Genomic DNA, 16,554 nt, shown 5'->3' with positions numbered 1-16,554 from the left:
GACTCTTAGCTTGAAAGCGGCGTCGAATTTTCTGTACTTCTTGGTCATGGAATACTCCTCAATAGGTGTAGTTTCACCTATTGAGGTGTCCGGGACTATTAGACCAGCTCAAACGCATGGCGCTCAAATGTGGGAGGGGGCTTGCCCCCGATTGCGGTGTGTCAGGCGCAGATGCATGCACTGACCCTCCCTCATCGGGGGCAAGCCCCCTCCCACATTGGACTGGTGTACGGCTTGGGGCTCGCGTACTGCCCGAAAACCAATCCAGTCACGCCGCGTCTGCTGGTGAATACATTCTTCCTGACGCATGGCGCTCAAATGTGGGAGGGGGCTTGCCGCCGATGGCGGTGGGTCAGTTGCAGAAGCATTCACTGACCCTCCCACAGTGGATTGGTGCATGGCTTAGAGATCGCGCACTACCCGGAAACCAATCCAGTCACCGCGCGTCTGCGGGTAGATGTTGTTGCGGTTGCCGGAGCGGGAGAACACTGGCGCCTCGCCCCAGTCATTGCCGCGAATCTGGTAGGACTCGCAGTTCGGTTCCATCCAGGCACTGCCGTCAGTCGGTGCACCGATGTAGTTCGGGTGTTCGCAATCGGCAACCCGTTCATACACATTGCCGTGCATGTCGTACATGCCAAACGCGTTCGGCGGGTAGCTGCCCACCGGTGACGAATAGCTGTAGCCGTCCGCCGGGCCGTAGGTGTTGGCGTGCCTGGCAATGCTGTAGCCCTTGCCGTCGTCGAACGGGAAGGGGAACGGCCCGCGGGTGCCGGCGCGGGCCGCGTATTCGCGTTGGGCTTCGCTGACCATGTGGTACTGCTGGCCGGTTTTTTTCGACAGCCAGGCCACGTAGTTTTTAATGTCGTCCATGTCCATGCACACCGCCGGCTGGCGCGGGCCCTGGGGGTAGCGCGGCTTGCTGGCGATGCATTCGCGGCCGGGACGATCATCACCATTGGCGATCTTCACCCCGGTCTGGCGGACATAGCTGTCCCATTCACCGGCGGTAATGTGGAAGCGGCTCATGGCGAAGGGCTTGGCGAAGGTCACTTCATGCATCGGGCCTTCGTCCGGTTCGCGGCCGACTTCGTCTTCCGGGGTGCCCATGGTGAAGGTGCCCGCAGGCAATACCACCATTTCCGGGCAGTCCTTGCAGTCCTTGAAGACTTTGCCCGGTTGCGGTGCCGCCGCCTGGGCCATGCCCGGGAGCAGGGCGCCGCACAGTACGGTCAGCGCCAGGGCTGTCAGGGGTTTGAGTCGAAATGGCGTCATGTGAGCGTCTCGTTCAAATAAAAAAAGGTCACAGCCGCTGGCTCAGCAACGCCATGAAGCGCTGGATCTCATCCGAGCTGTTGAGCAGGCCGGGGGAGGTGCGGATCACCGGCCCGACATCACGGTCCACGGCGTCGATCACCACTCGGTTTTTCATCATGTAGCTGGCCACCACATCGCAGTCCTGGCCCTTGACCCGAAAGAAGGTAAAACCTGCCGACAGCGCTGGACTGCGCGGCGTGACCAGTTCTATCTGCGGATGCGCCAGCAGTTGCGCTTTAAGCTCGGTGTTGAGTGCGTGGATACGCGCCTGCACCGCTGCCTTGCCCAGTTGCAGGTGCAGCTTGAAGGCTTCGTCGGCGGCCCAGCGATGCTCGAACGCGTGGTAGCCGCCGGGCGTCATGGTGGTGGCGAAATCCTTGTCTTCGGAGAAGGTCGGCACCATCGGTGTGACGTAGGTGTTGTCGGGGCTGCGAGCGCACACCAGGCCGGTGCCGCGCGGGCCGAACATCCACTTGTGGGTGCCGGCGATGAAGAAGTCGCAGTGCATGGCCGGGAAGTCGAGATTTTCCACGCCGAAACCGTGCACGCCGTCGACCACGTAGAGCAGGCGGTCGTTGTCGTCGCGGTTGCGGTTGTATTCATTCACCAACTGGCCGATTTCGCCAATCGGCAATTTGACACCGCTGCCCGACTGCACCCAGGTCATGCCCAGTACGCGGGTGTTGGGGCGAATATTGCGCTGGATATTGCCCAGCACTTCATCGGCGGACACGCCGCTGGCGCTGTCGAACAGCCGGATGCGGCGTACCTGGGTGCCTTCCCTGCGCACGCGAAAATCCAGCACGTTCTGCGTCGCGTAATGCTCATGCTCGGTGGTGAGAATTTCCTGGTCGGCGCGCACCTTGATCCCGCCATAAATCATCGCCAGCCCTTCGGAGGTGCTGCCGGTCAGGGCGATCTGTGGCGGTGTGGCGTTCAGGTAGCGGCCCGCCCATTCACGCACCTGGCCTTCGCGTTTCCAGGTTTCCTGCAGGTCCCAGTCCATCGCCAGGCCGGGGTTGCGGTCGATCTGGGCGCGGTAGCGCTCAATGGCCTCGCGCACCGGCCTGGGGTGCGACGCGACCAGGAAGTTGGAAAAATGCAGGTAATCCGGGTCCTGGTTGAACAGTTGTTTCAAGCCTGTCCATGGGTCGTTCGTGGCGGCGGCCAGCGCCTGGGGAATCAGCGTGTTGCCCAGCGGCAGGCTGGCGGCCAATACGCCGGCCTGCTTGAGGAATGTGCGACGGTCGGTCATGGGCTGACTTCTTGATGGGCCAAGGGTTTGGCGGCTTTCTGGACCTGCTCCCACACCCGCAGGAAGTTGCCTCCCCACAGCTTGGCGATATCGGCTTCGGAATAACCGCGCTGGATCAGTTCGGCGGTGACGTTGCGCACTTCGCCAACGTTCTCCCAGCCCTGCAGGCCACCGCCGTCGTTGAAGTCCGACGCGATGCCGACGTGGTCGATGCCGATCTTGCGCACGGTGTAGTCGATGGCATCGCCCCAGTCCTTGAGGGTCGCCTTGGGTTCTTCCTCGAGAATCGCGTACAGCTCGCTGGCGTACTGGCCGAAGCGCTGTTCGGGCCACGCGGCGATGATCGCATCGCCCGGCATCAAGGCCATCGCCAGGTTCGGCAGCGGCGGCAAGTCGAAGCGGGCGCGCAGGGCGTTGAGCTTGTCCTGGGTCGGCTGGCTCAGGGGGCGCAGGTAGGCAGGAAAGCCCACCACCTGCACCACGCCGCCGCTGCGCTTGATCAGTTGCAGTTCCTTGTCGCTGAGGTTGCGCGGAATGTCCACCGACGCCCGGGGGGCCGAGTGGGACGCTACCATCGGTGTACGGCTTAACTGCGCGACCTGTTCCAGGGCTTTGGTCGACATCTGCGACACGTCGATGATCACTCCCAGGTCATTGAGGCGCTGCACCGCTTGCTGGCCGATGGGCGACAGGCCCTCGAGGGCGTCGGTGGTGTCATTGAAAAACGGCAGCGGGCGCGACGAGTCCGACCAGGCGTTATTGCCGATGTAGCTGAAGCCGAACATGCGCATGCCGCGCGCCGCCCACAGGTCCAGCTGGTTCAGGTCGTCACCCAGCGGGTAGGCGTTGAGCATGCTGATAAAGATCGCGAACTTGCCTTCGCCGTGCAGGCGGCGCATGTCGTCCGGGGTGTAGGCGATGCCCACCTGGTGGGGGAAGTCGCGGACCATGCCGGAGATGATTGTGTAGCGCACCTCCTGCTCATGGCGGGCTTCCTCGACAAAACCGTCGGTGGGTTTGTGCGGGGCGTTGGGACCGTTCCAGATTTCCGGCCAGCCGAAAATGGTCAGGGCCGCGCCGGATAATCGGCCGCGCGCCGCTTTGGCCAGGTCGAACTGGCCGCTGCCATCCTTGTCGGCTTCATTGCCGGCGGTGCCGAAATCCATGGGCACGGTGATGTGGCTGTCGAACGACAACAGGCGATCCTGCATTTCATTGGCCTGCTTGATCACCTCCAGCGGGTAGCCGGCGTTGCCCTTGAACCAATGATCCCAGACCAGAAAGCCGGCCCCGGCAGCGACCGCCAGTGCCAGCGGCAAGCCGATATACAGCGCCTTTTTCGAACGTGGTTTTGTCATTGCCATCTCAGTCAGTTGAGGCCTTTGCTATCAGGGAAGAACGAGCGATGACCGGGGAAATTTAGCGGGCGCTGCCCGGGCGGTAAATTTCCCCAGGCTGCAAACGTTCTAGCTCTGATTAAGCCGTTTCCTAAGGTAGACAATGACGATCTCTCGACGTGGGTTCATCGCAGGCCTGGCGCTGACCGGCGCGGCGGTGCCCGCGGCCTTTTACGCCCATCGCGAGCTGACGCGGGAAGAAGAATTCCCGGTCACCCCCGGCGAAGCCACGGTCGACCTGGCCGACACCCAGGGCCAGCACCTGGCGAATACGTTGCGCGGCGTGTGGAGCCTGCGCCTGGAAGGCCGCGATGCCGGCCTCAGGGGCTTGCCGTCCCGGGGCCTGGAACTGCTGCTGGACATCGCGCCCCGTGGCCGTGGCTTGCGCGGTTACCTGGACACCGCCGAGAACCTGCGGGCCGACGGCGAGCCACGCTACCGCGTATTGGGCGATCTGCTGACGGGCGAGGGCGCCTTGCTCTATTGGCGGCTGATCGACCGCGAATCGGCGGCGGGCATCCCGGCCTACGAATTCAAGATGACCCTCGATGAAGTCTGGGCCGACTTCGGCAATGCCGGCAGCGGCACCCTCAGTGGGCAGATCCTCGACCTCGAGCGGCCCCTGGCATTGACCGAGCGCGACAACCGATTCATCGCCCACAAACAGCTGTTCCCCGAAGCCCGCCAGCGTATCGGCCTCAACCCGACCCTGCTGGCCTGGCTGATTGCCCCCGAACATCGCCTGTTTCACCAGCTGTGGCACGCCACCCGTGACCAATGGCACAAGCTCTCCGAAGAAAAGCGCGAGGCCCTGCGCGGCATCGGCTGGCAACCCGGGCCGCGTGGCCGGGAGCGCGATGCACGGGGCAAGCTCAAGGACCGTAACGGCTCGGGCATCGACTTTTTCTTCATGCACCGCCATATGCTGGGCACTGCCCGCTCCATGCAGGACCTGCCGTCGTGGCCGCATTTCCCCGAGCCCCAACCGGCGCTGGAGCGCGATCGCCCGGGCTTTGTGCGCTACTTCGATAACCACGACGGCTTTGCGTTGCCGCCGTGCTGGTCGGCGCCGGATGACGCCGATTACACCCAGTGGGTCAGCGACATCAAGGCTGCCGAGACCTACCACAGCAATTTCCAGGTGTGGGAATCCCAATACCGCGACCCACGCTACCTGGCCAGGCTGACCCTGGGCCAATTGGGCTCGGAGATGGAGCTGGGCCTGCACGACTGGCTGCACATGCGCTGGGCTTCTGTGCCGCGTGACCCGTCCAACGGCGCCCCGGTGCCGTTTGCCCGCGACCCTGCGGACTTCGCCGCACGCTGGTACGCACCGGAAAACGACTTCCTCGGCGATCCGTTTTCATCCCACGTGAACCCGGTGTTCTGGCACTTCCACGGCTGGATCGATGACCGCATCGAAGACTGGTTCCGCGCCCACGAGCGGTTCCATCCGGGCGAAGTCACCCGGCTTGAGGTCAACGGCGTAGCCTGGTTCGCACCGGGACGCTGGGTTGAGGTCGGCGACCCCTGGCTCGGCCCGGATACCCACGGCTGCAGCACCACGCCGGGGTTGCAGCAGGGCCGCTCGATGGAAATGGACCCGGAAATCATGAAACTGGCCCTGCGCATCACCTTCGGTGCCGATGAGGAACTGCTCAAGGGCCTGTTCAAGCGCGTGCCGAAGCGGCCCTGGTATGCGCGGCATTTGAAGGTTAAGCGCGAGGCCTGAGTGCGGTGTTTTGGCTGCGTGTTCCTTGACATCCTCGCACTGGCGCGCAACGATCAACTCAATTTTCCAAAATTGAGTTTCAGTCGTGGCGAAAATCCATAAACCCACTGATTTCGCGGCTTTGTTAGATCGTCATGGTTTGCAGGTTTTCGAGCTTGCACGCATTTTCAAGGCGGTCGATGACAAAGGCCGATATTTGCACTGGGACGAATTCCGCCGTTACCCGACGCCGGGGATCAATAAAGAGGCGGCCTGGGCCGCCATCAAGATGTCCCGGGCCTGTGGGAGCAAGACGCTTGAGCTCAAGAGCGAATGCGGCAGTGCTTTTTTCTTGTGCTCCACGGATTTCAGCGATGCGGTGATTCACGCTGTCGAGTCGGTGACATCCCGTTTAGGCGGGGCGGCAGCGTCGTCTCCTCAATACCGTGATAACGCTCAGTACCTGGTCGACTCCTTGATGATGGAAGAGGCAATTTCCAGCGCCCAACTGGAAGGTGCCGCGACCACGCGCAAAATCGCCAAGGACATGCTGGCCAAGGAGCGCCCGCCGCAGAATGACGATGAGCGGATGATCCTCAATAACTATCAACTGATGAAACATGCCAAGTACAACCAGGGCGAAGACCTGTCTGTCGCATTGATCTGTGAGTTCCATGGCATCGCGACAGCAGGGATTGACGAGGACGATATTCGCCCCGGGCATATCAGGGAAACCGACGATATTTTTGTCGGCGGCGCGGGGAATGAAATTGTTCATCAACCCCCTCAGGCTGCATTGCTACCGAATAGGCTTGCGGCACTTTGCAGGTTTGCCAATGACCGCCATGACGGTCAAGGCGGCAGGCACTTTATCCATCCGCTGGTCAAAGCCATCATTCTTCATTTCATGCTGGGTTATGAGCACCCCTTCAGGGACGGCAACGGCCGCACCGCACGCGCGTTGTTCTATTGGTTCATGCTCAAAAGTGGTTATTGGCCTTTTGAGTACATTTCCATCAGCGCCTTGCTCAAAGAAGCCCCGATGCAATACGGGCGCTCGTATATCCATACGCAAACCGATGGATTCGATTTGACCTATTTCGTCATTTATCAATTGCGGGTCATCGAGCGCGCGATGAACGAATTCATGCTGTATTTCGAAGGTAAAAGGCAAGAAGCCGTAGAGCTGATGAGCTGGCTCGATTCGCTTGATTTAAAAGAAGGGTTGAACTACCGACAGGGCCATTTCCTGAAAAAAGTGCTGCAACACCCTGGGCGCATCTATACGCCCAGGGAACTCACCCATGACTATGACATTTCCGAAAATACGGCACGCAAGGACCTTGAAAAACTGGTCGGTATGAAACTTCTATTCAAGGTACAGGAAGGAAAAAGCCACCTGTACATCGCGCGCGACGATGCGCAGGTCAACCTGAAGAAGCTGACAAGCGCGGGTTGATCGAAAACGAAAAAAAACCGGCTGATCAGGCCGGTTTGGGTTCCCTTCAACAGCAGGGGTTATACGTGGTTGCTCAGCAGGCGTTCAGCACCGCCTTCGGCCAGGCCGCGTTCCTGCAGACGATCCGCACCGCCTTCAGCCAGGCCGCGTTCCTGCAGGCGATCCGCACCGCCCTCGGCCAAGCCACGTTCCTGCAGGCGATCCGCTCCGCCCTCAGCCAGGCCACGTTCCTGCAAGCGATCCGCACCACCTTCGGCAACACGGGTTTCAATCATGCGATCCGCGCCGCCTTCAGCGACTACCGGGTGGGCGAAAGCGTTTGCAGCCAGTACCGAGAAAGCGAGGCTAAGCAAGAGTTGGCGTTTCATGATGGTGTGCTCCAAGTGTTTTAGTGAGGTGCCGTTTGGCATGGGTTTGATGTTACGCGTCGCAGTTTTTAAGAGAACTTCATTGCGCTGATGGTGACTATCGACGCCAGCGATGGACCCGCTCACGGGCCATCACTGCGACCGTCATGGCATCTGCGGCACTTCATTGGGGCGCAGGTCAAAGACCAGCACCTCGGCGTCCTCGCCATGGCTCAGGCGAATCTGGCGTTCGTCCCGTACGCGCGCACCGTCGCCTTCCTGCAAGCGCCGGCCATTGAGCTCGACGCTGCCGCGCGCCACATGGATGTAGGCATAGCGATCCGGCGGCAAGTCCAGTTGCGCGCTTTCATCACCATCGAACAGCCCGGCATACACCCGCGCATCCTGGCGAACATTCAACGAACCGTCGGCGCCATCCGGCGAGATGATCAGTTGCAGGCGCCCGCGTTTTTGCGCTTCGCTGAAGTGCTCCTGCTGATATCGCGGCTTGGCCCCGGCTTCATTGGGCACGATCCAGATTTGCAGGAAGTGCACACCCAGGCGGTGACTGTGGTTGAACTCGCTGTGGGCCACGCCGCTGCCGGCGCTCATCAATTGCACATCGCCGGGGCGGATCACCGAACCGGTGCCCAGGGTGTCCTTGTGTTCCAGGGCGCCTTCGAGCACATAGGAGAAAATCTCCATGTCACGGTGCGGGTGCTGGCCGAAGCCTTTGCCGGCGGCGACGCGGTCATCGTTGATCACCAGCAGGTCGGAAAACCCTTGTTCATTCGGGTTCCAGTAGTTGGCGAAGGAGAAGGTGTGGAACGACTTCAACCAACCGTGATTGGCGGCGCCGCGTTCGGAAGCTTTGCGAAGGGTCAGCATGGTCCAGTCCTCAAGTGAGCGCGGGCTGCGAGATGCAGGGCGCTTGCGTTGAGAAGAAGGTTAATGGTTAACGGGTAATTCATTAAGAAGATGAAATCCGAATAACTGTCGCTTATAAGTTGACAGTAAAAGGCATGCCATAATGCAGTCGCCTTTCTTCTCGATGGACGTTTCCTGCTTATGAAAACCGTGGCCATGGCGCTGTTTCCGGACTTCCTGCTGCTCGACATGGCCGGGCCGCTTGAAGTGTTTTCGATTGCCAACCGCTACCTGCCGGCGGCCGACCACTACCGGATCGTCACCATCGGCACCGAGCCCGGGCCGTTGCGCGCCTCCAATGGCGTCACGGTGCAGACCGACCTGCTGCTGGAGCAGGCCCAGGACGCCTATGACGTACTTCTGGTGCCTGGCGGTCCGGGGGCCTATAACGAATGCCATCCCGCGCTGCTGCCCTGGCTCAAGGCGATGGCGCCACGGGCACGGCGTTTCGGTTCGATCTGCACCGGCGCCTTTGTGCTCGGACACGCCGGCTTGCTCGACGGGCACCGCGTGACCACTCACTGGCATTACACCGAACGCTTGATCAAGGCATTCCCGAACGCCATCGTCGAGACCGATCGCATCTACCTGCAGGACCGACGCTTGATCACCTCGGGTGGCGTCACGGCCGGTATCGACCTGGCCCTATCGATTGTCGCCCAGGACCATGGCAAGCAAGTGGCGGTGGACGTGGCCAAGGTGTTGCTGGTGGTGATGAAACGCCAGGGTGGCCAGGCCCAGTTCAGCCCGATGACCGCCGCCGTGGCGCCCCAGGAAACCGCGATCACTCGGGTGCAGCACCACGTGCTGGCGCAGCTCGACCAACCCTTTACCATCGAGTCGATGGCCGAACTTGCCGGCATGAGCGCGCGGCACTTTGCGCGACTGTTCGCCAGGGAAGTGCAGATGACGCCCATGGCGTTTCTGCAAGGCGCGCGCATCGACCGTGCCCGCCAGTTACTGGAAACCACCGACCTGCCGCTCAAGACCGTGGCGTTCCACTCAGGCTTCGGCAGCGTGCGGCATATGCGCTTTCTGTTCAGTGAAAAGCTCGGCCTGAACCCTACCCAATACCGACAACAGTTCAGTTAACGACACCCTGTCCGTCTGAGGCCCCCGATTGTCCGTATCGCTCCCCGTGCCAGCATTGTCCTGTTATCGCCAGCTGGCAAGATAACGTCGAGCCCACGGAAAAAGGATGCGCAGGCACTCAAGCACGGGTGTTTCAGCGCTGTTACGGACATGAATCATTCTGCGGCGGTGAGCTTCGGCGCCTATACGTTTCATCGGCACCAGCGTCTGGTCAGCAAGGCCGGCTGGCCGGTGCCGCTGGGCGGGCGCGCCCTGGATATCCTCGCGGTGTTGCTGGAAGCGCCGGGGCACTTCATCAGCAAGGCGACCTTGATCGAACGGGTCTGGCCCAACAGCGTGGTTGAAGACAATAACCTGCGCGTGCACATTGCCGCGTTGCGTCGCGCCGTGGATGTGCAGCCTTTGATCCTCAATCATCCGCAGCGCGGTTATTGCTTCGCTGCGCCCGTGCAAGGCGCGCTGCCGACGTTGCCGGCAGAGCACAACCTGGCGGCGCGGCTGAGCCCCGTGGTCGGTCGCGATGAGTTGGTAGGCATGCTGGTACGGCGCATGGCCGGGCAGCGGCTGTTGACCCTGACCGGAGTGGGCGGTATCGGCAAAAGTACCCTGGCCCTGGCGCTCGCCGAACGCGTGTTGCCACGCTATCGCGACGGGGTGTGGTGGGTCGACCTGGGCGACCTGCGCACGCTGGGCGAACTGCTCGGGCACCTGGCCACGCTCTTGCAGTTGGACGCGGTCGACAGCCTCGATGAGCTGTGCCGACGGTTGGCCGCGCGCCGATTGCTGCTGGTATTCGATGGGGCCGACCTGCTGCTCGGTGCCTGTCGCAAGCTGCTGCGCGCGCTGCACGAAAGGGCGCCGGAGGTCAGCGTGCTGGTCAGCAGTCGCGAGGCCTTGCTGGTGCCGGGCGAATGGGTGATGCGCGTGCCGCCGTTGGACGTGCCGTCGCCGTCGGCGCTGGGCAGTGTCGAGCAGGCCATGGCCTGTCCCGCCGTGCAGTTGTTCGTCGCACGGGCGCGCGCCAGTCAGCAGGGTTTTGTGTTGCGGCCCCAGGAGTTGATGCCGCTGCGTGATATTTGCCGGCGCCTGGACGGTATCCCGTTGGCCCTCGAACTGGCGGCCGCCCAGGTTGACGCCCTGGGTATCGGCGGTGTGCAGCGGCAATTGCGCAGCGGCCTGCACGGGCTGAGCCACGGTCGTCGCACGGCGGTGGAACGCCATCGCTCAATGACCGCCGCGCTGGACTGGAGCTACGAGCGCCTGAGCCTGCCGGAGTGCTGGCTGTTCCTGCAGTTGGGCCTGTTCAAGATGGCGGTGACCCTGCCCACCTTGCGTGAAATGGTCAGCGGGACCGAGCTTGAGCACGCCGATTTGTCCTACCTGCTGGCGCGTCTGGTCAATCTGTCGCTGCTGACCGCCGAGCCTGGCCCGGGCCCGACGCGCTATCGCCTGCTCAATAGCGTGCGCAGCTACGCCCTGGCGCAGTTGCGCGATCCGCTTCAGGTCGAGCGCTTGCAGCAAGGTTATGGGCAGTGTCTGGGTGAGTTTTCAGGCCGGCCGTTTGTCCTGCAACTCGTCGAGCAGGCGGCGTGCGCGCAGTAGATCGCGGGTGGCGAAGCCTTCGGTAAATCGAGCGTAGATCGGCTCCAGCAAATCCTTGGCGGCTTGCCTGCGCCCTTGTTGCTGCCAGCGTTGCGCCAGGCAGCCCGCACAGCGCAACTCCCAGGCCAGGGCACCTTGCCGGCGTGCCAGGCCAAGGGCTTCGAGCAGCAGCGTTTCAGCACCGTGGGTATCCCCCTGGAGCGACACCTGCCCGGCGTACACCCGCAGGATTTCCGGGGCGCACCAGCCCGCCGTGCCACTGCGCGCGCGGTGCATGCCCGGCTCATCGACCTGCCGCATGCCGAAGGTGACCAGGGTGTCCTCGATCAGTCCCAGGCCCTGCAGATCCTGGTCGCCCAGGATACCGGCATAGTGCCCGGCCCAGGTCTGGAACAGTTGCACCGAATGCTTGTGCGCCTGCTCAAGCAACAGGCGTTGCATGGCCTGTGCCTCGTCGTCGGCCCCGTTGTAGCGGGCGATGACTACACCAGCCAAGGCCAGGGTGTAGCAGATCGAGGTGCCGTGGTTGATCTGCAGCGCCAGCTCCAGTGCCTGGCTCGCGGTGCGCCAGGCGCGTTCGGGGAAGCCTTGCAGCCAAAGGATGCGCGCCAGGACGGTCAGGGACGCGACGCTCTGGTCGTACTGCACGCCAACGCCATGGGCGAAGCGATTCACGTGGCCGCTGTGGCTCATCCGTTGCAGCACCTGCTCGGCATGATGCCGGGCCAGTACCTGATCGCCGGTGTAATGCCGGGCGAGGGCGCGCAGGCGTTGGGTGCTCAGGTCCAGCAGCGGCTCGGTGCGTGGGTCGAGGCGATCGAATTGCAGGCTCTGTTGCAGCGCCTGGTCATAGCGCCCGGCACACAGGTTCACCGCCATATGCCCGGAGACCGCGCGCAACTGGCCGGCCAGGTCCTGGCGTTCTTCGGCCAGGCGCTCAGCACCGACAAACGCCGCAATGGTCTGTGGCGCGGCGCCCAGGGCGTGGTAGGAGAGGCTGCCCAGGGCCAATTGCAGTTGCAGGGTCAATTGCGTACAGGGCGCTTCGACCTGATCGATCAGCGCCAGCGCCTTGTCCACATAACCGGCATGCTCGCGCAGCAACGACAGTTCCTGCCACAGGGGCATCGCACTGACCGTCAGGCGGATCGCCAGCAAGTGCCCCGCGTCGTCGGCAAAGCCCCAGTCGAGGGCGGCGCGCACGTCTTCGCGCAGCGGTGCGTAGCGCTCGATCCAAGGCTGGGTGGCGATCAGTTCCCAATCACCGCGGGCCTGTTCCATCAGCGCCAGGCAGCGTGCCGCATGGCGTTCGCGCGTGGCTTGCAGTTCGCCGGCGAGGCTGAGCTTTTCCAGGGCATACGTGCGCGTGATATCCAGCAGGCGATAGACCATCTCGTCCTCGCCGGCGTCCACATTCAGCAGCGACTTGGCCACCAGTTGCGTGATGGAACCGAGCACTTCGGCCAGGGCGACGTTTTCTCCGGCGATCACCGCCGCCGCGCTGACCAGGCTGAAGCCCCGGCGAAACACCGCCAGCCTGCGCAGGCAGATTTTTTCGCCTTCGGTCAGCAGGTCAAAGCTCCAGTCGAGCGTGGCCCGCAAGGTTTGCTGGCGGGGTAGGGCGTTGCGCCGTCCGCGGGTCAGCAGGCGAAAGTTATCCTCCATCTGCACCAGCAGCCCCGGCAAGCCAAAACGCTCGATCTGCGCGGCCACCAGCTCGATTGCCAGCGGAATGCCGTCCAGCCGCTGGCAGATATCGATGGCCAGCGGCAGTTCGGCATCGCTCAGGGCAAAGCTGTCCTGATGGGCCATGGCCCGCTCGATCAGCAATTGCATGGCCGGGTAACCCAGGGCCTGGGCGCGGTTGCCGGTGGCGGGCGGGCAACTCAGCGGCTCCAGGCGTTGCACCGACTCACCTTCGGCGCGCAGCGCTTCACGGCTGGTGGCGAGGATGTGCAGGTGCGGCGCATGGCGCAACAGGGTTTCGCTGATCAGAGCAATGTCGTCGAGCAGGTGCTCGCAGTTGTCGATCACCAGCAGCAACTGGCGTGCCTGCAAGCTGCGGGCGAAGCTTGCCAGCGGCGCATTCTCCCCAGGTGCGGCACCCAGCAAGGCGGCGAGGTTGGGCAGAATCATCGACGCGGCACTGAGCGGCGCCAGGTCCAGCAGATGAATTCCATCGCGGTAATGCCCGATCAGCAATTCCGCGACGCGCAGCGCGACGGTGGTCTTGCCGATGCCACCGGCGCCGGTCAGGGTGATGAAACGTTGCTGCGGCAGTTGCTGCACCAGCGCATCGATCAGGGCCTGGCGGCCGATCATGCGCGTGCGCCGCAGCGGCAGGTTGTGGCTTGGGCGTTGGGGCGCGCCGTCGGTGGGTAGCGTCATCGGTTCGATGCTCAGTGGCGCGACAAAACTGTAGCCGCGCTGGGCGACCGTGACGATATAGCGCTGCCCGGCCTGGCCGTCGCCCAGGGCCTTGCGCAACGCGGCCATGTGCACCCGCAGGTTGCCGTCTTCCACCACGCTTCTGGGCCAGACCCGCGCGATCAGCTCCTGCTTGCTCACCACATTGCCGGCGTGCTCCAGCAGGATCAGCAGAATGTCCACCGCCCGCCGTCCCAGGCGCAGCGGGCGACCGGCCTCCAGCACCAGGCGCTCGCGCGGATGGATGCGGTAGGGGCCGAAGTGCACGGCCTGGTCGCTCAACTCATTCATGGCTGCCCAGGTTCAAAAGTAACGGATGGGCAAGCATATTCCAGGCGCTTGAAGACCACTAGGCTGCGATCACCTCGGGCTTGGAGCGCGAGTGGTGGTTTCGCCAGGTCATCGGGTTCACGCCCTCGCTGCGCGTGAACATGTGACAGAAGTGCGCCTGGTCGCAAAAGCCGCATTCCAGGCTGATTTGCGTAAGGCTCAGGGAAGAACCGGTAATCAGTTCCTTGGCGCGCAGGATGCGCTGGTGGCGAATCCACTCCTGGGGCGACACCCCGGTGGAACACTTGAAGGCGCGGGAAAAGTGACTGCGCGACAACGCGCACGCCTGGGCCAGCTCGGCGATGCTCAGGCTTTCGCCGAGGTTGGCGAGGATCAGTTGCTTGGCGATACGCTCGCGCCGGGGGCACAGGCCTCCGGTGGCGGATAGACGAGGGGCATATTGCTCGAGTCGGGCCATGACAAATATCCGCAGTCGATGGGAGCTTTCCCGTTGAATGGATGCAGTGTAGACGCCGTTCATCTTGTTGCCGGACCGCCTGGCTGACGAGTTAATCGTTGTTAATTTCGCCAGGTGCCGGCGGGGAAAAGACAGCACAGGTGTGCAATCGCGAGCGTTGCGGGCGTGCTTCCCTGACTCCCTGCAAACCGTCTGGATACCGCCATGAACCGCAACGACCTGCGCCGCGTCGACATGAACCTGCTGGTGATTTTCGAAGCCCTGATGTTCGAGAAGAACCTGACCCGGGTCGCCGAGAAACTCTTTATGGGCCAGCCGGCGGTGAGCGCGGCACTGGGCCGCCTGCGTGACTTGTTCGACGACCCGTTGCTGCTGCGCAACGGTCGCGGCATGGAACCCACGCCACGGGCGGTGGCGATACTCAAGGAACTGCAACCGGCCATGGACACCATTTCGGGCGCCGTCAGCCGTGCCAAGGATTTCGACCCCTCCACCAGCTGCGCGGTGTTTCGCATCGGCCTGTCCGACGACGCCGAGTTCGGGCTGTTTCCGCCCTTGCTCAGTCACCTGCGCGAAGCAGCACCCGGCATCATCGTGGTGGTGCGCCGGGCCAATTACCTGTTGATGTCGTCGTTGCTGGCCAGCGGTGAAATCTCGGTAGGGGTGAGCTACACCACCGAACTGCCGGCCAACGCCAAGCGCAGGAAGCTGCGCGATATTCCCTGCAAGGTGCTGCGCGGCGATGATGGCGAGGCGCCGCTGAGCCTGGACGATTACTGCGCCAGGCCCCATGCCATGGTGTCGTTCTCGGGTGATTTGAGCGGCAATATCGACCTGGACCTCGCACGCATCGGCCGTTCGCGGCGGGTGGTGCTGGCGGTGCCGCAGTTCAGCGGGCTGCGCGCATTGCTGGCCGGTTCGCAGATTATCGCGACCGTGCCCGATTACGCGGCGTGTGCATTGACCGAGGGCACCCGCCTGCGGGCCGAAGACCCGCCGTTCGCGATTGATGCGGCAGAGCTGTCGATGGTGTGGAGCGGGGTGCATGACAATGACCCGGCCGAGCGCTGGTTGCGGGGCAAGATTGCGCAACATATGGCCGCATAGGTTTAGCGGTTCAGCCCTGGCGCCGAACGCGGTCTCACGTTGGCCGGCCTCGATGTACAGCAAAGTCCTAACGATGCGCACGCTTTTTCCGGCTGCCCGCCTGGGGTTGGCCCGCCTACCATGGGTCAACTTTCAGCAGGGGCGGGTAGCGACTATGTATATCTCTCAGAGGCCACAGGTTATTCCACCGGTTACACCACAGCCGGGTCATGACGCGCCCGCTTCGGCGTCGCGGCACCCGGAGTCAATACCCGCGAGCGCTGATTCGGGCGCTGGCCTCGCGGGCTCAACCCGCTCTGTCGTCTCCACGCCGGGGGCTGTGCCGGTGACTGTCGAGACGTCAAAACTGGACAGGGTGAGCGATCCGCGTCTGGAGATTAAGAAGGAGGCCTCAGCACCCGATGGGATGTACCTCGTTTCCTACACGGTTCCCGGATCAGGCCAGGGGGTGAGCAACCTTACTTTTCCAATCAGTATTGGCGCGGGCGCGCAAAGAACCCCTAGCGAGCCTGCGGGGATTTATTACGCGATGCAGTTCGGCATTAATGATGCACAGGGTAATTCCCTTGGCGACGGGTATATCGGGCTGCAGCCAGGGGAGGACGGCAAGGCGCAAGTGCCGTTTTCCGGGTTCGGGTCGCACTTTACCGCTCCAGACGGCAGTTGCGACGCGGACGGTGGCCCGGGGGCGAGCAACAGTACAACGGTGGATTTCACGTTCGGCCATCAATACAACCTCACGGTGGAACAAGACCCGCAGAATCCGCAGCGGTTGAGCGGGTATATCCAGGACGTCACGGACCCCGAGCACCTCGGGCCCAGGCAACACGTCAAAGACCTTTACGTCGATCGCAAGGTCAGCTTGACCACGAGCTATAGCGGGTTCGTCGAACACTACGGTAAGGAGATCGATCGCAGTTCGCAGATAGCGCCGACCGCAGGCAGCTTTTCCGCGCCCTTTACCACGGATGACCAAGGCAATATCAAGGTGGGTTCAGTCAAGAGCGAAGGGTTGTATGGTCGGTTCCGCAATTCGATCACCGGCGATCTGCAAGTGACTCGAGTGAACGGCGAGGGTAAGGCGCTCAAGTTCTCCTTCCAGGGCGTCGGTTACCAAAAGCCAGGCTGAGCGTCGCGGCAAACAGCACATACATTCAATTCTCCA

Annotated in this window: 13 protein-coding genes; 7 read left to right on the top strand and 6 right to left on the bottom strand. The window is 62.7% G+C overall.

Going from position 1 to position 16,554, the window contains the following annotated elements:
* Positions 1-402: 402 nt before the first annotated feature.
* The 3 genes from pvdO to pvdM are packed head-to-tail and all read right to left on the bottom strand — an operon-like array spanning position 403 to position 3,930.
* Positions 403-1,275, bottom strand: coding sequence for a dihydropyoverdine dehydrogenase (pvdO, locus tag J1G34_RS24075; RefSeq protein ID WP_065935575.1), 873 nt, complete (start codon positions 1,273-1,275; stop codon positions 403-405).
* Positions 1,276-1,303: 28 nt separating this feature from the next.
* Complete coding sequence (gene pvdN, locus J1G34_RS24070; protein WP_222994730.1) at positions 1,304-2,572, bottom strand: pyoverdine-tailoring periplasmic protein PvdN; 1,269 nt, start codon at positions 2,570-2,572, stop codon at positions 1,304-1,306.
* A complete protein-coding gene (gene pvdM, locus J1G34_RS24065) occupies positions 2,569-3,930 on the bottom strand; it encodes a pyoverdine-tailoring dipeptidase-like protein PvdM (RefSeq protein WP_065895579.1) in 1,362 nt (453 codons plus the stop codon). Before pvdM ends, pvdN begins: the two co-directional genes overlap by 4 nt.
* Before the next feature lie 142 nt (positions 3,931-4,072).
* Here pvdM and pvdP point away from each other — a divergent pair, with 142 nt between their 5' ends.
* The 3 genes from pvdP (at position 4,073) to J1G34_RS24050 (ending at position 7,531) form a co-directional block, all read left to right on the top strand.
* The gene (gene pvdP / locus J1G34_RS24060; protein WP_122463425.1) at positions 4,073-5,701 is read left to right on the top strand and encodes a pyoverdine maturation tyrosinase PvdP; all 1,629 of its coding nucleotides are present in this window, start codon (positions 4,073-4,075) and stop codon (positions 5,699-5,701) included.
* Positions 5,702-5,786: 85 nt separating this feature from the next.
* Complete coding sequence (locus J1G34_RS27495; protein WP_222994729.1) at positions 5,787-7,139, top strand: Fic family protein; 1,353 nt, start codon at positions 5,787-5,789, stop codon at positions 7,137-7,139.
* A 65-nt stretch (positions 7,140-7,204) separates the two neighbouring features.
* The gene (locus tag J1G34_RS24050) at positions 7,205-7,531 is read left to right on the top strand and encodes a hypothetical protein (protein WP_222994728.1); all 327 of its coding nucleotides are present in this window, start codon (positions 7,205-7,207) and stop codon (positions 7,529-7,531) included.
* 120 nt (positions 7,532-7,651) lie between these two features.
* On the opposite strand, the gene J1G34_RS24045 is transcribed toward J1G34_RS24050, so the two are convergent.
* A complete protein-coding gene (locus tag J1G34_RS24045) occupies positions 7,652-8,374 on the bottom strand; it encodes a pirin family protein (RefSeq protein WP_128875581.1) in 723 nt (240 codons plus the stop codon).
* 180 nt (positions 8,375-8,554) lie between these two features.
* On the opposite strand from J1G34_RS24045, the gene J1G34_RS24040 reads away from it, so the two are divergent.
* Together J1G34_RS24040 and J1G34_RS24035 are read left to right on the top strand one after the other, a co-directional pair.
* The gene (locus J1G34_RS24040) at positions 8,555-9,505 is read left to right on the top strand and encodes a GlxA family transcriptional regulator (protein WP_222994727.1); all 951 of its coding nucleotides are present in this window, start codon (positions 8,555-8,557) and stop codon (positions 9,503-9,505) included.
* Positions 9,506-9,655: 150 nt separating this feature from the next.
* Complete coding sequence (locus tag J1G34_RS24035; RefSeq protein ID WP_222994726.1) at positions 9,656-11,107, top strand: winged helix-turn-helix domain-containing protein; 1,452 nt, start codon at positions 9,656-9,658, stop codon at positions 11,105-11,107.
* On the opposite strand, the gene J1G34_RS24030 is transcribed toward J1G34_RS24035, so the two are convergent.
* Together J1G34_RS24030 and J1G34_RS24025 are read right to left on the bottom strand one after the other, a co-directional pair.
* Entirely contained in the window at positions 11,054-13,825 is a 2,772-nt protein-coding gene (locus J1G34_RS24030; protein WP_222994725.1) for an ATP-binding protein, read from the bottom strand. The genes J1G34_RS24035 and J1G34_RS24030 overlap by 54 nt on opposite strands.
* A gap of 58 nt (positions 13,826-13,883) precedes the next feature.
* A complete protein-coding gene (locus tag J1G34_RS24025; RefSeq protein ID WP_065888313.1) occupies positions 13,884-14,282 on the bottom strand; it encodes a helix-turn-helix domain-containing protein in 399 nt (132 codons plus the stop codon).
* 204 nt (positions 14,283-14,486) lie between these two features.
* Here J1G34_RS24025 and J1G34_RS24020 point away from each other — a divergent pair, with 204 nt between their 5' ends.
* Complete coding sequence (locus J1G34_RS24020) at positions 14,487-15,389, top strand: LysR substrate-binding domain-containing protein (protein WP_222994724.1); 903 nt, start codon at positions 14,487-14,489, stop codon at positions 15,387-15,389.
* 325 nt (positions 15,390-15,714) lie between these two features.
* Complete coding sequence (locus tag J1G34_RS24015) at positions 15,715-16,518, top strand: hypothetical protein (protein ID WP_347709500.1); 804 nt, start codon at positions 15,715-15,717, stop codon at positions 16,516-16,518.
* The last annotated feature ends 36 nt before the right edge of the window (positions 16,519-16,554 follow it).

This window comes from Pseudomonas sp. Wu6 (genome assembly GCF_019891515.1).
Classification (GTDB): Bacteria; Pseudomonadota; Gammaproteobacteria; order Pseudomonadales; family Pseudomonadaceae; genus Aquipseudomonas; species Aquipseudomonas orientalis_A.
This window is presented reverse-complemented; position numbering and strand designations above follow the sequence as displayed.